This is a genomic window from Gordonia iterans, assembly GCF_002993285.1.
Taxonomy (GTDB): domain Bacteria; phylum Actinomycetota; class Actinomycetes; order Mycobacteriales; family Mycobacteriaceae; genus Gordonia; species Gordonia iterans.
Genome location: NZ_CP027433.1, coordinates 3,567,759 through 3,585,633 on the forward strand (window position 1 = coordinate 3,567,759; position 17,875 = coordinate 3,585,633).

The following is a 17,875-nucleotide window of genomic DNA, read 5'->3' on the forward strand; positions in this document are numbered from 1 at the left end:
GAACCGTTCGTTCGATCGACATCGTCATGCGTTCGCCGCCGCCTTGCGGTAGCCGCGCATCGCCGGGTACGTCGTCAGGGCCAGGGCGACAAAGGCCCAGATGATCACCTTGATCAGGTTCTCGGTGATCGGACCACCCGCCGCCAGCGAACGCATCAGTTCGATCGCGGGCGACATCGGCTGATTGGCGACGATCGGCTGCAGCCAGCCGGGGTAGCCGTCGACCGGAGCGAAGCCGGAGTTGAAGAACATCATCAGTGTGGTCAGCAGCCCGATGTAGGCGACCAGCGGCAGCCCCGGGCGGGAGATCACGGCCACCGCGAGGGTCACCATGGCGAACGCCGTCGCGTACAGCATGGCTACGCCGAAGAGGCCCAGCGCGGGCCCGATGCCCTGCGTGAATCTGAACCCGATCAGGAACCCCGCCGCGACCAGAGCGATAGAGGTCGCGAGCGCCCGGACCGTCTCGGCGAGAACACGGGCCGAGAAGTCCGCGCCGCGATTGATGGGCAGCACGTACAGCCTGCTCAGCAGACCGGTCGACCGCTCGATCACGACCCGGATCGCCGACACGCCGGACCCGAACATCGTGCTGGTGAGGAGGATCAACGGCACGGTGCCGTAGACACTGTCCGTGCCGGTCGCCTTGCTGACGACGTCTCCGAGCACCACCTTGAACATCAGCATCGTGAGCGCGGGAAACACCAGTACCTGGATCAGGGTCGCCGGGTCCCGGAAGGCGACCAGCAGTTGACGACCGACGAGCACCCGGGTCTGGTGCCACCACGCGCGGAAGGACCGCTCCGGCAGAGCACTGGACTGCTGGTCGAGGACGGGAGCGTTCGCGAGAACCGACACCGCTACCGCTCCTTCCTGGCCGCGATCCCGAACAGCAGCAGGCCGATCGACACCAACCCGATGAACCACCAGAACGTGGGCTTGACGGTCGCCCAGGTCGCGGTTCCCTCCATCGCCTCCCGCATCGCTTTGACCACCTGCGAGATCGGCTGATTCCGCACGAACCCGCGGATCCATTCGGGGAACAGCGCCAGCGGCATGAATCCGCTCGACAGCATTCCGAGGATCAGGGTCGGAAAGGCGACGAGCTGGCTCGTCACGGTCGGACTGCTGCTCACCATGCCGATGCCGTCCGAGATGAACGAGAGCGCCCAGCCGATCGCACCGACGATCAGGACGGCGATCAGAGCGCCCCGCACACCCCCGCCGTACTCGTCGACCGGGATCGGCCGCCAGCCGATCATCAGGCACGAGATCAGGCCGAAGGCGAGGGCCACCAGCAGCAGCACCCCGATGGTCGCTGTGCGTGCGAGGAAGGGAATCACTGCTGCCATCGGAAGCGACCGGAAGCGGTCGTGCACCCCGGCTCGGCCGTCCATCGCCGACTTCAGCGCCGCCGACGACGCTACGAAAGCCATTGCCTGGAGCATGATGATCGGCATCAGGAACTGGGCGTAGTCGATGCTCGCAGCCTCATCCACGACCTGGCGAAGCGGCAGGTAGAAGCACAGCGCCAACATCGCAGGCGAGACGAAGCAGAAGATGAACTCGCCGTTTCGGTAGGCGTTGAGGATTCCGCGCGACGTCAGGACCCACCACTGCTGAATCGCGTTCGGCCGTGGCGGCGACCACTCGGCATCCCCGACTGCGAGGTCGGCTGACTCGGAGACCGCCGTCATCGTCCGTCCCCTGCGGCGGTCGGCTCCGCGCCGCCCGCGTCCGGATCGGTCAGCGACAGGAACACCTCATCAAGCGAAGGCCTGCGCAACACGACGTCGGCGAGCGGAATCTGGTCCTGCTCCGCCCGCTTGAGCACCTCCGCGAGGGTCGTCGGCCCGTTGGGCGCCGGAACCGAGACGGTGCCGTCCGGCGGAACGTCGAGATCCGCCGCGGTGGGTCCGAGCAGGTCGCCGAGTGCCGCGCGGAGACGGTGCACGTAGGCGGGATGGACCGGAGTCACCTCGCAGTAGGCGGCTCCGGTGGCCGCCTTGAGCTCGTCGGAGGTTCCCTCAGCGATCACCTTGCCCTTGTCGATCACGACGATGCGGTCGGCGAGCATGTCGGCTTCTTCCAGGTACTGGGTGGTCAGCAGGATCGTGACACCCAGCGCACGCAGTTGCTCGACGAACGCCCAGACGTCCTGGCGGCTGCGCGGGTCGAGGCCCGTAGTCGGCTCGTCGAGGAACACCACCTCCGGCCTGGTCACCATGCCGCACGCGATGTCGATGCGGCGGCGCATACCGCCGGAGTACTCGCGGACCTTGCGGGAGGCCGCTGACTCCAGGCCGAAGAAATCGAGCAGTTCACCCGCCCGGACCTGCGCCTTCTTCTTCGTGAGGCCGAGCAGACGGCCGAACATCACCAGGTTCTCACGACCGGTGAGTTGCTCGTCGAGGGCCGCGAACTGTCCGGTCAGCGTGATCGCTCGACGTACAGCGGGCGCCTCGCGCTGCACGTCGTGACCGGCGACAGACGCGGAACCACCGTCGGGCGTGAGCAGGGTGCACAGCATGTTGACCGTCGTCGTCTTACCCGCCCCGTTGGGCCCGAGAATCGCGACGATCCGGCCCTTGGGGACCTGAAAGCTCACGCCGTCGACGGCCGTGAAGTCTCTGAACTTCTTCCGCAGACCATTGGCTTCGATGGCGATCTCGAGATCGACGTTCTCACCGACCGGGACGAGATCCAGGGAGGGGAAGGCCGTCGTCGCCAATTGGGCCGCCACGAACTCCTCCCGGGATTCGATCGGGGCGGGAGGATTCTGTTCTTTCTGGCCGCTGACGTCCCAGCCGGCGCGATGCCGCGACGGCAGCGGTCGCTCCACCGCCGGGGCGGGGACGTCGATGCTCGACGGCTCTGGCCGGGTTCGGCTGAAACCCGGAATCAACCATGCACCGGTCGACGGGGACTCAGCCGGCCCGACGCGCCGATGCCGGCGACCACCCGCCGCCGCGGCGCCTCCCCCGCGTGGCGGTGCGCCTCGGCGTTCACCGGATGTGGTGCTCGGCAGATCGTCGTCGCCGGCGCGGGCGTACTTGACGGCGTGGGCACCGACGTTGCCCGCGGGCGCGGGTCCGGACCCCGGAGTCGCGGAATCAGGCTCGTTCGGGGCGCCAGAAAGCGGCTGCCGCTTCGCGATAGAGTCGCTGTTCAGCTGATCGCGCCACGCCCGCAGCTGGGTGAGCGTCGGATCGTCGTCCGGAATCCACGGCATGGTGTCGACCAGCGGGTCGCGCGGAGGTCGCTGCCCCACAGAGGCATGAGACGGCTCAGGCGGCGTCCCGCCTTCGGGACGGCTCTCAAAAGCCTGCATGTGGTCCTTCCGGCTGGGTCTGTACAGTCGTGAGGATCGACCGCCCCGCCGCCGACCGCTTCGTGGCGTCAGACGAATCCACCCATGAGTCTATCGTCGTGAGCGTCACACTTCGTAACGCATGACACAGCATTCGATCAGCGACCAGGGGAAACAGCACGCAATTTCCACCGAACGTACGTCTACTCCCCGGTAACGTGGCCGACCCCAACGCTCGGGGCCGTCCACCGATCGCGACTCAGCACCACTTGGGTTCGAACTTGCTGTTCACCGTTTTGAAGTAGCGATCGAAAGCGCCGTTGACGACGGCACCTCCGAGGCCGATGCCGGCTCCCACAAGAGCGCCGATCGGCACGCCGATCGGAAGGCCGCCACCGGCGGTCAGCGCGATCGAGAGGATCGCACCGACTGCGGTCCCGATCAGGGCGCCGATGGCGGTCGAGATACTGATTTCAGTCAGCAGCGCCTGACGCGCTTCATGATCGCGCTGCGCTCGCGTCTGCGGGCCGCAGATGATCTGCCCCGGCTTACGCTTCTTGGCCACTTTGCTGGGCACCAGGGTCGCAGTGTTGCCCCGCACGGTCGCCGCGATGTCGTACTCGGCCCTATTGGGCGCGACGAAGATCAGGCTGTGCTTGTCCACCACCTTGCCGGCCCTGTTCTTGAACAGCAGGTAACCGTCCTCGACCGCCACGGAGCCGTTCGCCACCGCGATCTTGACGTCGTCCCGGTTCCGCTGAACGGTCGCACGAACCTCGTCGGGCGAGGCCGGCTTCGCGGCCGCTTCGCCGACGGCGATCGGAAGAAGCGCCACGACGGCGAGCAGTGCGATCAGGACGCGGCGCCATGCCGCGCGCGGGTGGTGGCGCATTCTTCTATCAACTTTCGTCGTGCCGCAGCCGGACCGGATCGTCGGGTACCACGGTTCGGGTCCCGCCGATCAGGATGGGAGTCAGCGGTCGGGAATCAGCATCGATGCTAATGCGGATCGCGCCACAGGTCCCGCTGAAGACGGACTCTTACGGCAAATGAGACAGAATTTCGTCCACACGGTTGTCACCCGAATCGGGGCCAGTGAATCACATGCGCCACTCCCCCACGTCGAGCCCGCAGCCAATGTCGCCGAAGGCACCACTCAGTTGCCTGGCTTCGACCTCATGTCCATCCCATGTCGCGGCCGAACGATTCCGCTAAGCGCCTGTTGTGAGGTCGATAGAACTCCGCAAGGAGTGCCTTCGACGCAGGATCCTCGCCCGGCGTCACCAAGGGATTCTCGTTGACTCTCGGCACCGGCACGAAGTCGATCGCCGGGAGCTCCAGGAACTCATAGATCCCGGCCAGCGTGGTGGCCGGATCCGCGAAGTAGTCCTCGGCACGCACCAGGTGAATCCGGTCCCGCCCGAACGCGGCGAGCCACGCTGCCGTCAGTACGTCGTACTCACCGGATTGGAGCAACGGCAGACCGCAGTACGTGGGAGCAGGCTCTGGGTACGCGGCCAACGACGCCTCCACGAACGCCGCGTACGACACGAACTCCGGCGCGACCGCAGCATCGGGGCCACCGACGAGCAGCTCCCATTTGTACTGCGAATACGCCCGCGATACCGGGTCCCGCAGCACCAGGACCACTTTGGCGTCGGGCACCGCCGCCCGGTATCGGCCGGGCAGGTCGAGAAAAGTGAGCGCGGGGGTGAAATGGCCCGTGCGGGCGTTCCCTGTATTGCGGCGCACACGACGCATCTCCGAGACCGTCGGTTAGTACGCCCGCCACACCTCCGGATCCGTGTTGAAGACCTCCTTGGCGAAAGGCGGGACGATACTCGGATGCGAGAACAGATTGGTCGCGAGATCAGACGTCCCGCTCTTGATCGAACCCACACACGCGAAGTCGGGGAGTACTCTGTCGCCTCCGAGCTTGCGTAGCCACATCCGCCCCGGCGGCGGGTACCCCCAGTAGTGCTTCAACCCGTACCAGCGCGCCACCAACGCCATCCTCCGCGCGCGGACCAACGGGCTGTTCGGCTCGAATCGCAACATCCGCAATTGCGTGTCGATGTCGTAGCACTCGGTGTACCTGTGATCGTCCCGACTGCCCGCCTGCCGACCATGACCGCGCATTCGCCCCCTCTTTCCGGTCCACCGCGCCGCACCGCTGTGCGGCGGCGACCAAACGATCTGCGTGCCTCACGGCACGAAGAACTCTCCCGGTTCGACAATAGTGCAGACCGGATGCCAGAAGGCCCGGTCCCGAACAGGGATACCGGACCTTCTGGTATGGACAAGCTCAACGAGCCGGCGAACCAGCTCCAGGAGCGAAAGAGAGCCTACTTGGCCTTCTCCAGCACCTCCACCAGGCGCCAGCGCTTGGTGGCCGACAGCGGGCGGGTCTCCATGATGCGAACGCGGTCGCCGACGCCGGCGGTCTCGTTCTCGTCATGCGCCTTCACCTTGCTGGTGGTACGGATGATCTTGCCGTACAGCGGGTGGCTCTTGCGATCCTCCAGCTCCACGGTGATGGTCTTGTCCATCTTGTCACTGACGACGTAACCGATCCGCTCCTTGCGGCGGTTGCGCTCTTCGACGTTCACGTTCTGGTCCTCACTCATGCGTCGTCTCCTTCCGGACCGGACGCCAGGCCCAGCTCACGCTCGCGCATCACGGTGTAGATCCGTGCGATCTCACGACGCACGGTCCGCAGGCGGCGGTTGTTGTCGAGCTGGCCGGTGGCCATCTGGAAACGAAGGTTGAAAAGCTCTTCCTTCGACTCCTTCAGGCGATCGACCAGGTCGGTGTCGCTGAGCTCGCGGAGCTCACCAGCAGCGATTCCGAGTGCCATCAGAACTGCTCCTCTCTGGTCACGATCCGGGTCTTCATGGGGAGCTTGTGCTGTGCGCGGCGCAGCGCCTCGCGAGCAACCTGCTCGTTGGGGAAGGTCATCTCGAACAGCACGCGGCCCGGCTTGACCGGGGCGACCCACCACTCGGGCGAACCCTTACCGGAACCCATGCGGGTCTCGGCGGGCTTCTTCGTGATCGGGCGGTCCGGGAAGATGTTGATCCAGACCTTGCCGCCACGCTTGATGTGGCGGTTGATCGCGATACGAGCGGACTCGATCTGACGGTTGGTGATGTAGGCGCTCTCCAGCGCCTGGATACCGTAGTCGCCGAAGGTGACCTTGGTCCCGCCCTTCGCCTGACCCTTCAGGCTCGGGTGGTGCTGCTTGCGGTGCTTGACCCGACGAGGGATCAACATGCCTCAGCCCTCCTGGTTCTCGGCCTGCTCGGGAGCAGGCGCGGTGGCTTCCGCGGTGGCCGCAGCGCGGCCGGCCTCGGTGCTGGTGCCGGTGGTCCCGGCCGAGCCGGAACGACGCGGGCGGCTCGGACGACGCGAACGACGGTCCTCGGCTGCCGGAGCGGCCGCGGCCTGCTCACGACGTCCGCCGACGACGTCACCCTTGTAGACCCACACCTTCACGCCGATGCGACCGAAGGTGGTCTTCGCCTCGAAGAAGCCGTAGTCGATGTCGGCGCGCAGCGTGTGCAGCGGCACGCGTCCCTCGCGGTAGAACTCCTTGCGGCTCATCTCGGCGCCGCCCAGACGGCCGGAGCACTGGACACGGATGCCCTTGACGCCCGGCTGACGCATGGCCGACTGAATGGCCTTGCGCATGGCGCGACGGAATGCGACGCGGTTGCTGAGCTGCTCGGCGACGCCCTGGGCGATGAGCTGAGCGTCGGCCTCGGGGTTCTTGACCTCGAGGATGTTCAGCTGCACCTGCTTGCCGGTGAGCTTCTCCAGCTCACCGCGGATGCGGTCGGCTTCGGCGCCGCGGCGACCGATGACGATGCCCGGACGGGCGGTGTGGATGTCGACGCGGACCCGGTCACGGGTGCGCTCGATGTCCACGCCCGAGATGCCGGCGCGCTCGAGACCGGTGTTCAGCAGCTTGCGGATCGCGACGTCTTCCTTGACGTACTCGGCGTACTGCTTGTCGGCGTACCACCGGGTGTTCCAGTCGGTCGTGATACCGAGGCGGAAGCCGTGCGGGTTGATCTTCTGGCCCACTACTAGGCTCCCTTCTTCTTCTGCTGACGCGAGCGCTTCGAGTCGCCGGCGGCGCCGGTGTTCGAGACCACCACGGTGATGTGGCTGGTGCGCTTGCGGATCCGGAAGGCACGACCCTGTGCGCGCGGCTGGAACCGCTTCATGGTCGGGCCCTCGTCGGCGAACGTCTCGGTCACGACCAGGGTGCGACGATCCAGGCCGAGGTTGTTCTCGGCGTTGGCGATCGCGCTGGCGAGGACCTTGGAGACGGGCTCACTGGCGGCCTGCGGAGCGAACCGCAGGATGTCCAGTGCCTCGTCGACGTTCTTGCCGCGGATCAGGTCGATCACACGACGTGCCTTCATCGGGGTGACGCGGACGAACTTAGCCGTCGCGCGCGCACTCTGTACTGCGTTCTCTGTCTGAGTAGCCATGGTTACCGGCGCTTCGCTTTCCGGTCATCCTTGATGTGACCCTTGAAGGTGCGGGTAGGGGCGAACTCGCCCAGCTTGTGGCCGACCATGTTCTCCGAGACGAAGACGGGCACGTGCTTGCGCCCGTCGTGGACGGCAAAGGTGTGGCCGATGAAGTCCGGGGTGATGGTCGAACGACGGGACCAGGTCTTGATGACCTGCTTGGTGCCCTTCTCATTCTGCGCGTCGACCTTCTTCAGGAGATGGTCGTCGACGAACGGGCCTTTCTTCAGGCTGCGTGGCATTTCTTACCTCCTCCTAATTATCGCTTGTTCTTGCCGGTACGACGGCGACGGACGATCAGCTTGTCGCTGGCCTTGTTCTTGCGGGTGCGGCCCTCGGGCTTGCCCCACGGGCTGACCGGGTGGCGACCACCCGAGGTCTTGCCCTCGCCGCCACCGTGCGGGTGGTCGACCGGGTTCATCACGACACCGCGGACGGTCGGGCGCTTGCCCTTCCAGCGCATACGGCCGGCCTTGCCCCAGTTGATGTTGCTCTGCTCGGCGTTGCCGACCTCGCCGACGGTGGCGCGGCAGCGCACGTCGACGCGGCGGATTTCACCCGACGGCATGCGCAGGGTCGCGTACGGACCCTCCTTGCCGAGGAGCTGGATCGAGGCGCCGGCCGAGCGAGCCATCTTGGCGCCGCCGCCCGGGCGCAGCTCCACGTTGTGGACCTGGGTACCGGTCGGGATGTTGCGCAGCGGCAGGTTGTTGCCGGGCTTGATGTCGGCGTTGGGACCCGACTCGACGATGTCGCCCTGCTTCAGGTTCTTCGGCGCGATGATGTAACGCTTCTCGCCGTCGACGTAGTGCAGCAGCGCGATGCGCGCGGTGCGGTTGGGGTCGTACTCGATGTGAGCGACCTTGGCGTTGATGCCGTCCTTGTCGTTGCGACGGAAATCGATGACGCGGTAGGCACGCTTGTGCCCGCCGCCGCGATGCCGGGTGGTGATCCGGCCGTGCGCGTTGCGCCCGCCCTTGCTGTGCAGGGGGCGGACCAGCGACTTCTCCGGATGGTCACGGGTGACCTCGGAGAAGTCCGCGCCGCTCGAGCCGCGGCGGCCCGGGGTTGTCGGCTTGTACTTACGAATAGCCATAGTTAATTAAGTCCCTCTCTCAAGAGCGCTCCGGTCAGCTGACCGGGCCCCCGAAGATCTCGATGGGATTGCTGCCCTCGCGCAGCGTCACGATGGCGCGCTTGGTGTCCTTGCGCTTGCCGTAGCCGTAACGGTTCCGCTTGCGCTTGCCCTCACGGTTGTTCGTGTTCACGCTGGCGACCTTCACGTCGAAGATCTTCTCGATGGCGATCTTGATCTGCGTCTTGTTGGAATCCGGGTGCACCAGGAAGGTGTACTGGTTTTCCTCCAGCAGGCCGTAGGCCTTTTCCGAGATCACCGGCGCCAGAATGATGTCGCGCGGATCTGCGTGCGTAGCCATTCTCAGCCCTCCTTCTTGGTATTCGCCTCGATGAAGGCGTTCAGCGTCTCGACGCTGAAGACGATCTCATCGGAGTCGAGGACGTCGTAGGTGTTCAGCTGGTCCGGAGCGATGGCGTGAACGTTCTGCAGGTTCGCGATGCTCTTGCGAGCGGCCTCGTCCTCACGGGTGAGCACGACGAGGAACTTGCGGCGGTCCGAGATCGACTCCAGGAACTTCCGGGCGGCCTTGGTCGACGGGGTCTGCCCCTCGACGAGCTCGGTCACCACGGTGATGCGCTCGTTGCGCGCCCGGTCGGAGATGGCGCTGCGCAGAGCGGCAGCCTTCATCTTCTTGTTGACCTTCTGCGTGTAGTCGCGCGGCTGCGGACCGTGCACGGTGCCACCGCCGACGAACTGCGGTGCGCGGGTCGAACCCTGACGGGCGCGGCCGGTGCCCTTCTGGCGGTACGGCTTGGCGCCACCGCCGCGGACCTCGCCGCGGGTCTTGGTCGAGTGCGTGCCCTGTCGCGCAGCGGCCTGCTGCGCGACGACCACCTGGTGCATGAGCGCGATGTTCGCGTCCACGTCGAACAGGTCGGCCGGCAGCTCGACGGTGCCGTCGGTGCCACCCGCCGGGGTGCGGACGTCCAGCGTCAGCTTGGTTGCGGTTTCGGTGCTCACTTGTCGCCACCCTTCACAGCGTCGCGAACCACCACGATGCCGCCCTTGCGGCCGGGGATCGCGCCCTTGATCAGCAGGAGACCGGCCTCAGCATCCACCTTGTAGACGGTGAGATTCTGAGTGGTCACCTTGTCGTTGCCCATCCGGCCGGCCATCCGCATGCCCTTGAACACGCGACCCGGGGTGGCGCAGCCACCGATGGAACCCGGTGCACGGTGCACGCGGTGCGCACCGTGGCTCGCGCCCAGGCCGGCGAAGCCGTGACGCTTCATGACGCCGGCGAAGCCCTTGCCCTTGGAGGTGCCGGTGACGTCGACCTTGGCGCCGTCGGCGAACAGATCGGCGCCGAGCTCCTGGCCCACCTCGAAGTCCGCGACGTCTTGCACGCGGATCTCGGCGAGGTGGCGGCGCGGGGTGACGCCCGCCTTGGCGAACTGGCCGGAGACCGGCTTGTTCACCTTGCGGGGGTCGATGGCGCCGTAGGCGAGCTGGACGGCGGTGTAGCCGTCGCGCTCGTCGGTCCGAAGCTGGGTGACGACGTTGCCGCCGGTCGCGATGACGGTCACCGGGACGACCCGGTTGTTCTCGTCGAAGACCTGGGTCATGCCGAGCTTGGTGCCCAGCAGGCCCTTCTTTGCAGTCTGGTTGCTCATGTTCTAGTCCCCCGTCACTGAATGTTGACGTCGACGCTGGCCGGGAGGTCGATGCGCATCAGCGCGTCGACCGTCTTCGGCGTCGGGTCGAGGATGTCGATGAGTCGCTTGTGCGTGCGCATCTCGAAGTGTTCGCGGCTGTCCTTGTACTTGTGCGGCGAACGGATGACGCAGTACACGTTCTTTTCGGTGGGCAACGGCACCGGGCCGACCACGCGTGCACCCGTGCGGGTCACGGTGTCCACGATCTTGCGCGCCGAAGCGTCGATCGCCTCGTGGTCGTAGGCCTTGAGCCTGATGCGGATCTTCTGTCCCGCCACGCTGTGTCCTCTTCCGTCTGGATGTCTCTCGACGAGGAAGAACACCGCGTGGACTCACACCCGTGCGCCCCTCGCAGAACTCGGGGCAGGCGGGCGGCAACGGAGCCACATGACCACGGCCCGGGATACGGGCGCGATCGACGCTGTTCTTTTCGTCGTTGTACGCTTCCCCCGGCACCCGCGGTCGGGCGTGTCGGGCCGTCGCTTCGCGAAAAGCGCACGCGTTACACGCCCGGATCCACGTTCGTGGTCCGGTGGAGTTTCATCGCCTCACAGGAGGCAACCTGACCAGTATGCACGACGTCGCACGTGGACCACAAATCCTGCCCGGTTCTACACCACCGCGACGCCCGGCTCGCCTGTCCCACTACGCACGACGGCCCGCCGACCGCCACCTGTCAGGCGCTACCCCACCCCGTACGAGTGTCCGCCGACGGCGATCTGCCGCGGCCGCAGCACGTACCCGGTGTAGCCGTAGTCCCGGCCGTAGAGTTGCCGGACCCGGATCTCTTCCACGATCGGCGCCAGCAACGCCTCGTCGACGCCTTCGCTGCGCAGCTGCTCCACGCGAAGGTGCAACGGCCCGTAGTACTCGAGCCAGTCGGAGTTCGGCAGCAGATAGACGCCGAGCACATCCCAGTCCGCCTGCTGGCATGCGGCGACGTTCTGCGCGGTAGTCCGCATGGCCGGATACCCCGCCTCCCAGAAGGCGCGGGCGCCGGCAGACGGATCGGCGGTCACGTACTCGGCCTCGGTCAGCACCGCCACGCCGTCCGGCGCGAGCAGCCCGCGCCACGCGGCGAGCGCCTCGTCGAACCCCATCAGATACGCCGAACCCTCGGCCCAGATCAGGTCGATACTTCCCGGTTCGACGGGCAGCTCTTGCATCCGCGCCTGAAGCACCTCGATCAGATGGGCGACGCCGGCCTCGCGAGCACGTTCCTCGACGGCGTCGAGGAACGGCCGGTGGACGTCGACGGCGAGCACCGAGCCGCCGGTGAGCTGCGCCAGCGGGATGCTCGACGCTCCCGGCCCGCAGCCGATGTCGAGGATCCGCGGCTCCGGCGGGAGCGCGCCGCCGGCGATGCGGAGGAGCAACTCGGTCGTCGCCGCCGAGCCCGGAGCCTGCCGGGGCAGGTCGCCGTGCGCGCGCTCGAAGACTGCCAGTTGCTCGGGACCGGGTGAACTCACCCCACCACCATGACACGCCCGATCGATGGCCCCGGGAGTTCCCCGTTTTCCTGAGCCGGTTATCCGCCCGAACGGCCGCTCACGTCACGGGTGTCACGCGCGTGCGAGGCAGCCCGGCCCGGCGGGCGAGAACCCCGTGGACCGTCACCTGGGCCAGCACAAGAGGCATGTTCAGCGCGAAACGGAGTGTGTCCTTGCGGCGCCCGTGAACGTGCTGGGTCCGCCCGATGGCCCAGAGATAGCGGGCCATCGAGGCGGGCGAGCTCGCGAAACGACGCGCAGACAGACCCACGAGCAGTCCAGGCAGGCTCGCGAGCCGGCACCCGGCGTCTTCCAGCGCAAAGCAAACGTCGATGTCTTCGTGAGTTCCAGGCACATTCTTCACGAAGGCCCTGGCCCGCAGCCATGCTTCACGTCGGAACGCCATGTTGTTACCCGGCACCAGCCGCGCAGTGCCGATCGGCTCCACTCCGAACTTGTCAGCCCGAGCGAACGCACGGTCTCGCAGATTCAGCTTGTCGATGTCGTAGAAATAGCAGAAGCCACCGGCACCATCGACGTCGGTGTGCGATGCCAGATACCGATCAAGGACATCCGCCCACTGCGGGACTAGTCGACTGTCCGCATCGATTCTCGCAATGACGTCGCCGGTAGCAGCGTCATAGCCCGCCTGGCTGGCCCAGGCGACGCCCTGCCGCTTCTCGGTGAGGACGCGGATCGGCAGCCGGTCCGCGTAGTCGGCGACCACCTGAAGCGAGCCGTCCGTGCTGTTGTTGTCGACGACGATCACCTCGTCGAACGGACGCTGCTGAGCCGCGACCGACGCCAGGCATTCGCCGATCATCGACGCCTCGTTGTAGCAGGGAATGACGAGCGAGATTCTCACGCGCTCAACGTAGCAGCGGATTCCCTCCGGCGATGTCGGCCGAACACGTGACATTCGGCCGGGGATCGCGCCTCGTCAACCACCCCCGGCGACGGATCCGAATCGACGAGATCAGCCGCAGGCGGCGTCGTCGACCGTGCATGCCCGCGGTCCGACACCGACCACGCGCACGGAACCGGCGTCGCATCGGTGGAGCGGCCTCCCCGAGGGAACATGGGCGGAGACGAAAATATGAACTCGGCCGCCATGGAACCCGGACGCGACCTCGCGGGCAGAGTCGCGACCGCAGCGGCCGTCGGCGCATCCGCGGCGATCGGCGCGTCGATCGCAGGCGTCGTCCTGATGACATGGAGAGAGAAGCGGGCACCGGGCGGCTCGCTGGATGCCAGCAATTCGTTCGCCCTGATGGCGGAATGGTTCATGTGGACCGTCGTCCTGTTGATTCTTGCTGCGATCTGGGGAGTCACGTCCGTCCGTGCGCGTCGGCGTCGAACCCGAGTCGTCGCCTCAATTGTCGCGGTCGGTCTCGTGACGCTCGGGTTGATCGGCGTCGCGGGCGCCTGGTAGACGATTGCTCTCGTTCGGGCTGGCAGCTCGGCAGACGTCGGCTGTCGGACGACCGTCCGTCGCCGTTCGGCACGCAATCAGATAACTTGTGTTATCAGTTATCGGGACCCGGACGGACTCAGGTATGGCGCATGCCGCCGGAGACAAGTACCGTGACCGGCGACACACCTGAAAAATCGGACATCTAACGCGGCGAGCGGGCCGCGAGTCAGGGGATTGCACTCCATGTCGAAGCTGGGTTACAAACTCGAACAGCTCAAGGACACGCTCGGTGCGAGCCGAGTGCTCCGGGAGGCCGGCGTCACCGACTACAAGCGGCCCGGGCGGGTGATCGACGCGATCCGCAGCAGCAAGGTGATCGGCCCGATGGCCACGGTCATGGGGCACAACGCCGAGGACATCCCCGACCTGCCCGCCGTCTCCGACGAACGCGGCACCCTCACCTGGCGCGAGTTGAGCGACCAGGCCAATGCACTGGCCAACACCCTCCTGGACCAGGGGCTCGGACCCGGCACGGTGATCGGCATCATCGCCCGCGACCACCGCGCCATCCCGATGGCCCAGTGCGCGGTCGGCCGATCCGGGATCCGGCTGGCACTGATGAACACCGGCTTCGGCGCGACCCAGTTCGCCGAGGTCGCCGAGCGCGAGCACGTGCAGGCGATCCTGTACGACGAAGAGTTCGCCGATCTGGCCGACACCCTGCCGGAGATGCCGCGCATCGTCACCTGGGTCGACGGCAAGCGCCCGCTGCACCCGCAGGCGCGCACCCTCGACGACGTCGTCTCGACCGGCCGCACCACCCTTCCCCCGCGCCCTAAGACCTGGGGCGGCATGATCATTCTGACCAGCGGCACCACCGGCCTCCCCAAGGGCGCGCAACGGTCCAAGTTCTCGCCGTTCACCAGCGCCCTGGTGCTCGACCGGATCCCACTGCCCAAGCAGAAGTCGATGGTGATCGTCTCGCCGCTGTTCCACTCCACCGGCTTCGCGACCTGGGCCGTCGGCACGGCACTGGGCAACGAGACCGTGACGCTGCGGCGGTTCGACGCCGAGAAGACCCTCGCCGCCATCGACCGGCACAAGGCGGAAGTGCTGGTCGCGGTGCCGACCATGCTGCACCGGATCCTCGCGCTCGGCCCCGAGGTGATCGGCAAGTACGACACGTCGTCGCTCAAGACCGTCGTGGTGGCCGGTTCGGCGCTCCCCCCGGTGCTCTGCGAGGAGTTCCAGGACACCTTCGGCGACGTCCTCTACAACCTGTATGGATCCACCGAGGTCGCGATCGCCGCCGTCGCGCAGCCCGCGGACCTGCGCCTGGCACCGGGCACTGTCGGCAAGCCGCCGGTCAGCAGTTACCTCGCGCTGTTCGACGACGACGGCAAGCGCATCGACGACGTCAACGTCAGCGGCCGCCTGTTCGTCCGCAACGGTGCCCCGTTCGAGGGCTACTCCGACGGCCGCAACAAGGAGATCATCGACGGGTACATGTCGACCGGCGACATGGCCTTCGTCGACGAGCACGGCCTGTGGCACATCGCCGGCCGCGACGACGACATGATCGTCTCCGGCGGCGAGAACCTGTACCCGCTCGAGGTGGAGAACCTGCTGGCCGAGCACCACGACGTCGACGACGTCGCGGTGATCGGCGTGGACGACGTCGAGTTCGGCAAGCGGCTGCGCGCGTTCATCGTGCCCACCCCTGGATCGACTCCGGATCCCGACGCCCTGCGCGCCTATGTGAAGGAGCACTTGGCCCGCTACAAGGTCCCGCGCGACGTGGTCTTCGTCGAGGACCTGCCCCGCAACCCGACGGGCAAGCTGGTACGACGACTCCTCCCCACCGGCCCGCTCGACGAGTAGGCGGTCTCGATACGCCGCGACTCACTTCGTTCGCCCCAGCTACTCGACCACCACCCTCCACACCCGGCGGTCGAGTAGCGACGAGACCCTTAGCTGGTGGTCGAGTAGTGACGAGGCGCCAGCCGAGGAACGTATCGAGACCGACCGTCTCGGCGGTCGCCTATCCATACCGACCTGACTCGCCGGTAAGATAGCGCCATGAGCCACGACTCCCCCACGTACTCGCTGCGTAAGCGCCTGCCCGCCAACCTGCTCGGGAACGCGCTGTTCTCCGCCGGGATGATCGCCAAGGTGCCGTACTTCGGCACGGTGCTGCCGCTGGTCCAGGAGATGCGGCCCGGCTACTGCCGGGTGGTCTCGCCCAACTGGTTCGGCGTCCACAACCACCTGGGCACGTTTCACGCGATCGCCGCCTGCAATCTCGCCGAGACCGCGATGGGCATGCTGATGGAGGCCACCGTCCCGTCGTCGCACCGATGGATCCCGAAGGCGATGAACGTCCAGTACCTGGCCAAGGCGACGACTCGTCTCACCGCCCACGCCGAACTCGCGCGGGAGGCCGGCACAGCGGACGACGGGTCCGCCGTGCCGATCGACTTCGCCGCCCTGGGCGACGGCGCGGACGTGGTGGTCTCGGTCCGCGTGTGCGACACCTCGGGGACCGAAGTGGTCCACGCGGACATCACGACGTGGGTCACCCCGGCCTGACCTGAGAAGTCGGGCGAACGGCCCTGTTCTCCTCTCAGGTACGCGCAGTAATGTTGGGCGAGAAAATTCCCGCCGAGAGCGGGACGGACACGTAATGAAGGACCAATTGACGTGAGTCAGAACCGTGTGATCGATCCCCGCGCCGCCGAGCGACGCCGCTCCATCCTGCTCACCGTGGCCGCCGTTCTGGTGCTGGCGCTGATCGCGGTCGTGGTGATCGTCGTGATCGTCAACCGCGGCAGCGACGAGTCCCGCACCGGCGGTTCGGACGTGCCTTCCGTGGTGACCCCCGACGGCGCGATCCGCGTCACCTCCGCACCGAAGGATCAGACTCCGCCGGTGATCATCAACGTGGTCGAAGACTTCCAGTGCCCGGCCTGCGGCATGTTCGAGAAGACCGGCGGCCCGGTCCTGGCGTCCTACCACGACAATCCGAAGGTCGCGATCGACTACCAGACGCTGAACATGCTCGACCGCGGCTCGATCGGCTACTCGACCCGGTCGGCCAACGCCGCGATGTGCGTCGCCGAAGCCACCGGCAAGGACGGCGACATGAACAAGTGGCTCGAGTACCACAACATCCTGTTCGCCAACCAGCCCACCGAGGGCGGCGCAGGACTGTCCGACTCCAAGCTGATCTCCCTGGCCAAGGACTCCGGAATCGACGGCATCACCGACTGCGTCGAAGGCCTGCAGTTCTCGAAGTGGATCGACGAGAACTCGAAGAAGATCATGAGCGCGCCGGACTTCCAGGGCACCCCGCAGGTCAAGATCAACGGCACCGTCGTCGAGTGGCAGAACACCGAGGACATGAAGGCCAAGATCGACGCCGCCATCGAGGCCGCCCAGTGACCTCCGGCGAGACCCGTCCCGAAGACGAAGTCTCGCAAGCTGATCCGGTATCGGCGGGGTCGTCCGCGGACACCTCACCGGTAACCGCCGCACCCTCCGACGACGGCGCGGCAGCTGTTGCTCCTTCCGACGGCGGAGGCGCCCTCGGTGCGCCGCGCCCGGTCGGCGTCGTCAGCGCCTGGGTACTGCTCGTGTGCGGCATCCTCGGGCTCGTCGCATCGGCCACACTGACGATCGAGCGCATCGAGCTGCTGATCAATCCGGCGTTCGACCCGTCGTGCAACTTCTCGCCGATCCTCTCGTGCGGCAGCGTCATGGTGACGGACCAGGCGCGCTTCTTCGGCTTCCCGAACCCGCTGCTGGGCCTGCCCGCCTTCGCCGTGATCATCGTGACCGCGGTGCTGTCGGTGGGACGAGTGTCGCTGCCCCGCTGGTACTGGATCGGCCAGACTCTCGGCACCGCACTGGGTTTCGTGTTCGTCAACTACCTGGCGTTCCAGAGCATCTACCGGATCGGCGCCCTGTGCCCCTACTGCATGGTGGTCTGGGCCGTCACGCCGATCGTGCTGGTGCTGAGTCTCTCGCGCGCACTGGGCGACGGTCCCCGCGGGCAGATCATCCGTGACGCTTCATGGATGGTCCTCGCGTTCTGGTACCTGGTGGTGATCATCGCGGCCGGCGAGCGCTTCTGGGATTACTGGGTCAGCCTCTTCTGACCGTCGACGGCGGTCCAGGAGTCCCCGATCGTGGTCGAGTAGGCGACACCCTCAACACCCGGGTCGCCGTCCCGATGGTGGTCGAGTAATCGGCACCCGCGACACCCGGGCGGCCCCCGATGGTGGTCGAGCAGGCGACACCCTCAACCCCCGGGCGCCCCCCGATGGTG

The 17,875-nt window shown here is 66.7% G+C and carries 24 protein-coding genes; 5 read left to right on the forward strand and 19 right to left on the reverse strand.

Going from position 1 to position 17,875, the window contains the following annotated elements; all coding sequences use genetic code 11:
* Nucleotides 1–24 precede the first annotated feature (24 nt).
* The 19 genes from C6V83_RS16035 to C6V83_RS16125 form a co-directional block, all read right to left on the reverse strand.
* Entirely contained in the window at nucleotides 25–858 is an 834-nt protein-coding gene (locus C6V83_RS16035; RefSeq protein WP_105943238.1) for an ABC transporter permease, read from the reverse strand.
* Between the two features lie 2 nt (nucleotides 859–860).
* Nucleotides 861–1,697: an ABC transporter permease gene (locus C6V83_RS16040; RefSeq protein WP_105943239.1), complete on the reverse strand. Its 837-nt coding sequence runs from the start codon at nucleotides 1,695–1,697 to the stop codon at nucleotides 861–863.
* Complete coding sequence (locus tag C6V83_RS16045) at nucleotides 1,694–3,331, reverse strand: ATP-binding cassette domain-containing protein (RefSeq protein ID WP_407646187.1); 1,638 nt, start codon at nucleotides 3,329–3,331, stop codon at nucleotides 1,694–1,696. Before C6V83_RS16045 ends, C6V83_RS16040 begins: the two co-directional genes overlap by 4 nt.
* Nucleotides 3,332–3,569: 238 nt before the next feature.
* On the reverse strand, nucleotides 3,570–4,202 hold the full coding sequence (locus C6V83_RS16050; protein ID WP_105943240.1) for a hypothetical protein: 633 nt from the start codon (nucleotides 4,200–4,202) through the stop codon (nucleotides 3,570–3,572).
* Between the two features lie 284 nt (nucleotides 4,203–4,486).
* Nucleotides 4,487–5,062 (reverse strand): sulfotransferase family protein, encoded by a 576-nt coding sequence (locus C6V83_RS16055; RefSeq protein ID WP_159067542.1) that lies wholly within the window; start codon nucleotides 5,060–5,062, stop codon nucleotides 4,487–4,489.
* Between the two features lie 24 nt (nucleotides 5,063–5,086).
* Nucleotides 5,087–5,449: a hypothetical protein gene (locus C6V83_RS16060; RefSeq protein WP_105943242.1), complete on the reverse strand. Its 363-nt coding sequence runs from the start codon at nucleotides 5,447–5,449 to the stop codon at nucleotides 5,087–5,089.
* Between the two features lie 206 nt (nucleotides 5,450–5,655).
* Nucleotides 5,656–5,937 carry a 30S ribosomal protein S17 gene (gene rpsQ / locus C6V83_RS16065; protein ID WP_105943243.1) on the reverse strand — a complete coding sequence of 94 codons (282 nt, stop codon included), beginning with the start codon at nucleotides 5,935–5,937 and terminating at the stop codon, nucleotides 5,656–5,658.
* A complete protein-coding gene (rpmC, locus tag C6V83_RS16070; RefSeq protein ID WP_005936737.1) occupies nucleotides 5,934–6,167 on the reverse strand; it encodes a 50S ribosomal protein L29 in 234 nt (77 codons plus the stop codon). Before rpmC ends, rpsQ begins: the two co-directional genes overlap by 4 nt.
* Nucleotides 6,167–6,583 carry a 50S ribosomal protein L16 gene (gene rplP, locus C6V83_RS16075; RefSeq protein WP_105943244.1) on the reverse strand — a complete coding sequence of 139 codons (417 nt, stop codon included), beginning with the start codon at nucleotides 6,581–6,583 and terminating at the stop codon, nucleotides 6,167–6,169. The genes rpmC and rplP overlap by 1 nt, the downstream gene beginning before the upstream one ends.
* 3 nt (nucleotides 6,584–6,586) lie before the next feature.
* On the reverse strand, nucleotides 6,587–7,396 hold the full coding sequence (rpsC, locus tag C6V83_RS16080) for a 30S ribosomal protein S3 (RefSeq protein WP_105943245.1): 810 nt from the start codon (nucleotides 7,394–7,396) through the stop codon (nucleotides 6,587–6,589).
* 2 nt (nucleotides 7,397–7,398) lie between these two features.
* The gene (rplV, locus tag C6V83_RS16085) at nucleotides 7,399–7,809 is read right to left on the reverse strand and encodes a 50S ribosomal protein L22 (RefSeq protein ID WP_105943246.1); all 411 of its coding nucleotides are present in this window, start codon (nucleotides 7,807–7,809) and stop codon (nucleotides 7,399–7,401) included.
* A 2-nt stretch (nucleotides 7,810–7,811) separates the two neighbouring features.
* Nucleotides 7,812–8,093, reverse strand: coding sequence for a 30S ribosomal protein S19 (gene rpsS, locus C6V83_RS16090; RefSeq protein ID WP_105943247.1), 282 nt, complete (start codon nucleotides 8,091–8,093; stop codon nucleotides 7,812–7,814).
* Between the two features lie 17 nt (nucleotides 8,094–8,110).
* On the reverse strand, nucleotides 8,111–8,947 hold the full coding sequence (gene rplB / locus C6V83_RS16095) for a 50S ribosomal protein L2 (RefSeq protein WP_105943248.1): 837 nt from the start codon (nucleotides 8,945–8,947) through the stop codon (nucleotides 8,111–8,113).
* A gap of 34 nt (nucleotides 8,948–8,981) precedes the next feature.
* The gene (gene rplW / locus C6V83_RS16100) at nucleotides 8,982–9,287 is read right to left on the reverse strand and encodes a 50S ribosomal protein L23 (RefSeq protein ID WP_105943249.1); all 306 of its coding nucleotides are present in this window, start codon (nucleotides 9,285–9,287) and stop codon (nucleotides 8,982–8,984) included.
* A gap of 2 nt (nucleotides 9,288–9,289) precedes the next feature.
* The gene (gene rplD, locus C6V83_RS16105; RefSeq protein WP_105943250.1) at nucleotides 9,290–9,949 is read right to left on the reverse strand and encodes a 50S ribosomal protein L4; all 660 of its coding nucleotides are present in this window, start codon (nucleotides 9,947–9,949) and stop codon (nucleotides 9,290–9,292) included.
* On the reverse strand, nucleotides 9,946–10,602 hold the full coding sequence (rplC, locus tag C6V83_RS16110; protein ID WP_105943251.1) for a 50S ribosomal protein L3: 657 nt from the start codon (nucleotides 10,600–10,602) through the stop codon (nucleotides 9,946–9,948). Before rplC ends, rplD begins: the two co-directional genes overlap by 4 nt.
* 14 nt (nucleotides 10,603–10,616) lie before the next feature.
* Nucleotides 10,617–10,922: a 30S ribosomal protein S10 gene (gene rpsJ, locus C6V83_RS16115; protein ID WP_005936758.1), complete on the reverse strand. Its 306-nt coding sequence runs from the start codon at nucleotides 10,920–10,922 to the stop codon at nucleotides 10,617–10,619.
* Between the two features lie 405 nt (nucleotides 10,923–11,327).
* Nucleotides 11,328–12,113: an SAM-dependent methyltransferase gene (locus C6V83_RS16120; RefSeq protein ID WP_105943252.1), complete on the reverse strand. Its 786-nt coding sequence runs from the start codon at nucleotides 12,111–12,113 to the stop codon at nucleotides 11,328–11,330.
* A gap of 79 nt (nucleotides 12,114–12,192) precedes the next feature.
* Entirely contained in the window at nucleotides 12,193–12,999 is an 807-nt protein-coding gene (locus C6V83_RS16125; RefSeq protein WP_159067543.1) for a glycosyltransferase, read from the reverse strand.
* Between the two features lie 246 nt (nucleotides 13,000–13,245).
* Between C6V83_RS16125 and C6V83_RS16130 the strand changes: the two genes are divergently transcribed.
* The 5 genes from C6V83_RS16130 to C6V83_RS16150 all read left to right on the forward strand — a co-directional run bounded on the left by C6V83_RS16130 (nucleotide 13,246) and on the right by C6V83_RS16150 (nucleotide 17,705).
* Nucleotides 13,246–13,566, forward strand: coding sequence for a hypothetical protein (locus C6V83_RS16130; protein WP_159067544.1), 321 nt, complete (start codon nucleotides 13,246–13,248; stop codon nucleotides 13,564–13,566).
* Between the two features lie 225 nt (nucleotides 13,567–13,791).
* Nucleotides 13,792–15,429, forward strand: coding sequence for an acyl-CoA synthetase (locus C6V83_RS16135; RefSeq protein WP_105943255.1), 1,638 nt, complete (start codon nucleotides 13,792–13,794; stop codon nucleotides 15,427–15,429).
* Nucleotides 15,430–15,627: 198 nt separating this feature from the next.
* On the forward strand, nucleotides 15,628–16,137 hold the full coding sequence (locus tag C6V83_RS16140) for a hotdog fold domain-containing protein (RefSeq protein ID WP_105943256.1): 510 nt from the start codon (nucleotides 15,628–15,630) through the stop codon (nucleotides 16,135–16,137).
* A 111-nt stretch (nucleotides 16,138–16,248) separates the two neighbouring features.
* Nucleotides 16,249–16,989 carry a DsbA family protein gene (locus C6V83_RS16145; protein ID WP_159067545.1) on the forward strand — a complete coding sequence of 247 codons (741 nt, stop codon included), beginning with the start codon at nucleotides 16,249–16,251 and terminating at the stop codon, nucleotides 16,987–16,989.
* Nucleotides 16,986–17,705: a vitamin K epoxide reductase family protein gene (locus tag C6V83_RS16150; RefSeq protein ID WP_105943258.1), complete on the forward strand. Its 720-nt coding sequence runs from the start codon at nucleotides 16,986–16,988 to the stop codon at nucleotides 17,703–17,705. The genes C6V83_RS16145 and C6V83_RS16150 overlap by 4 nt, the downstream gene beginning before the upstream one ends.
* Nucleotides 17,706–17,875: the final 170 nt, after the last annotated feature.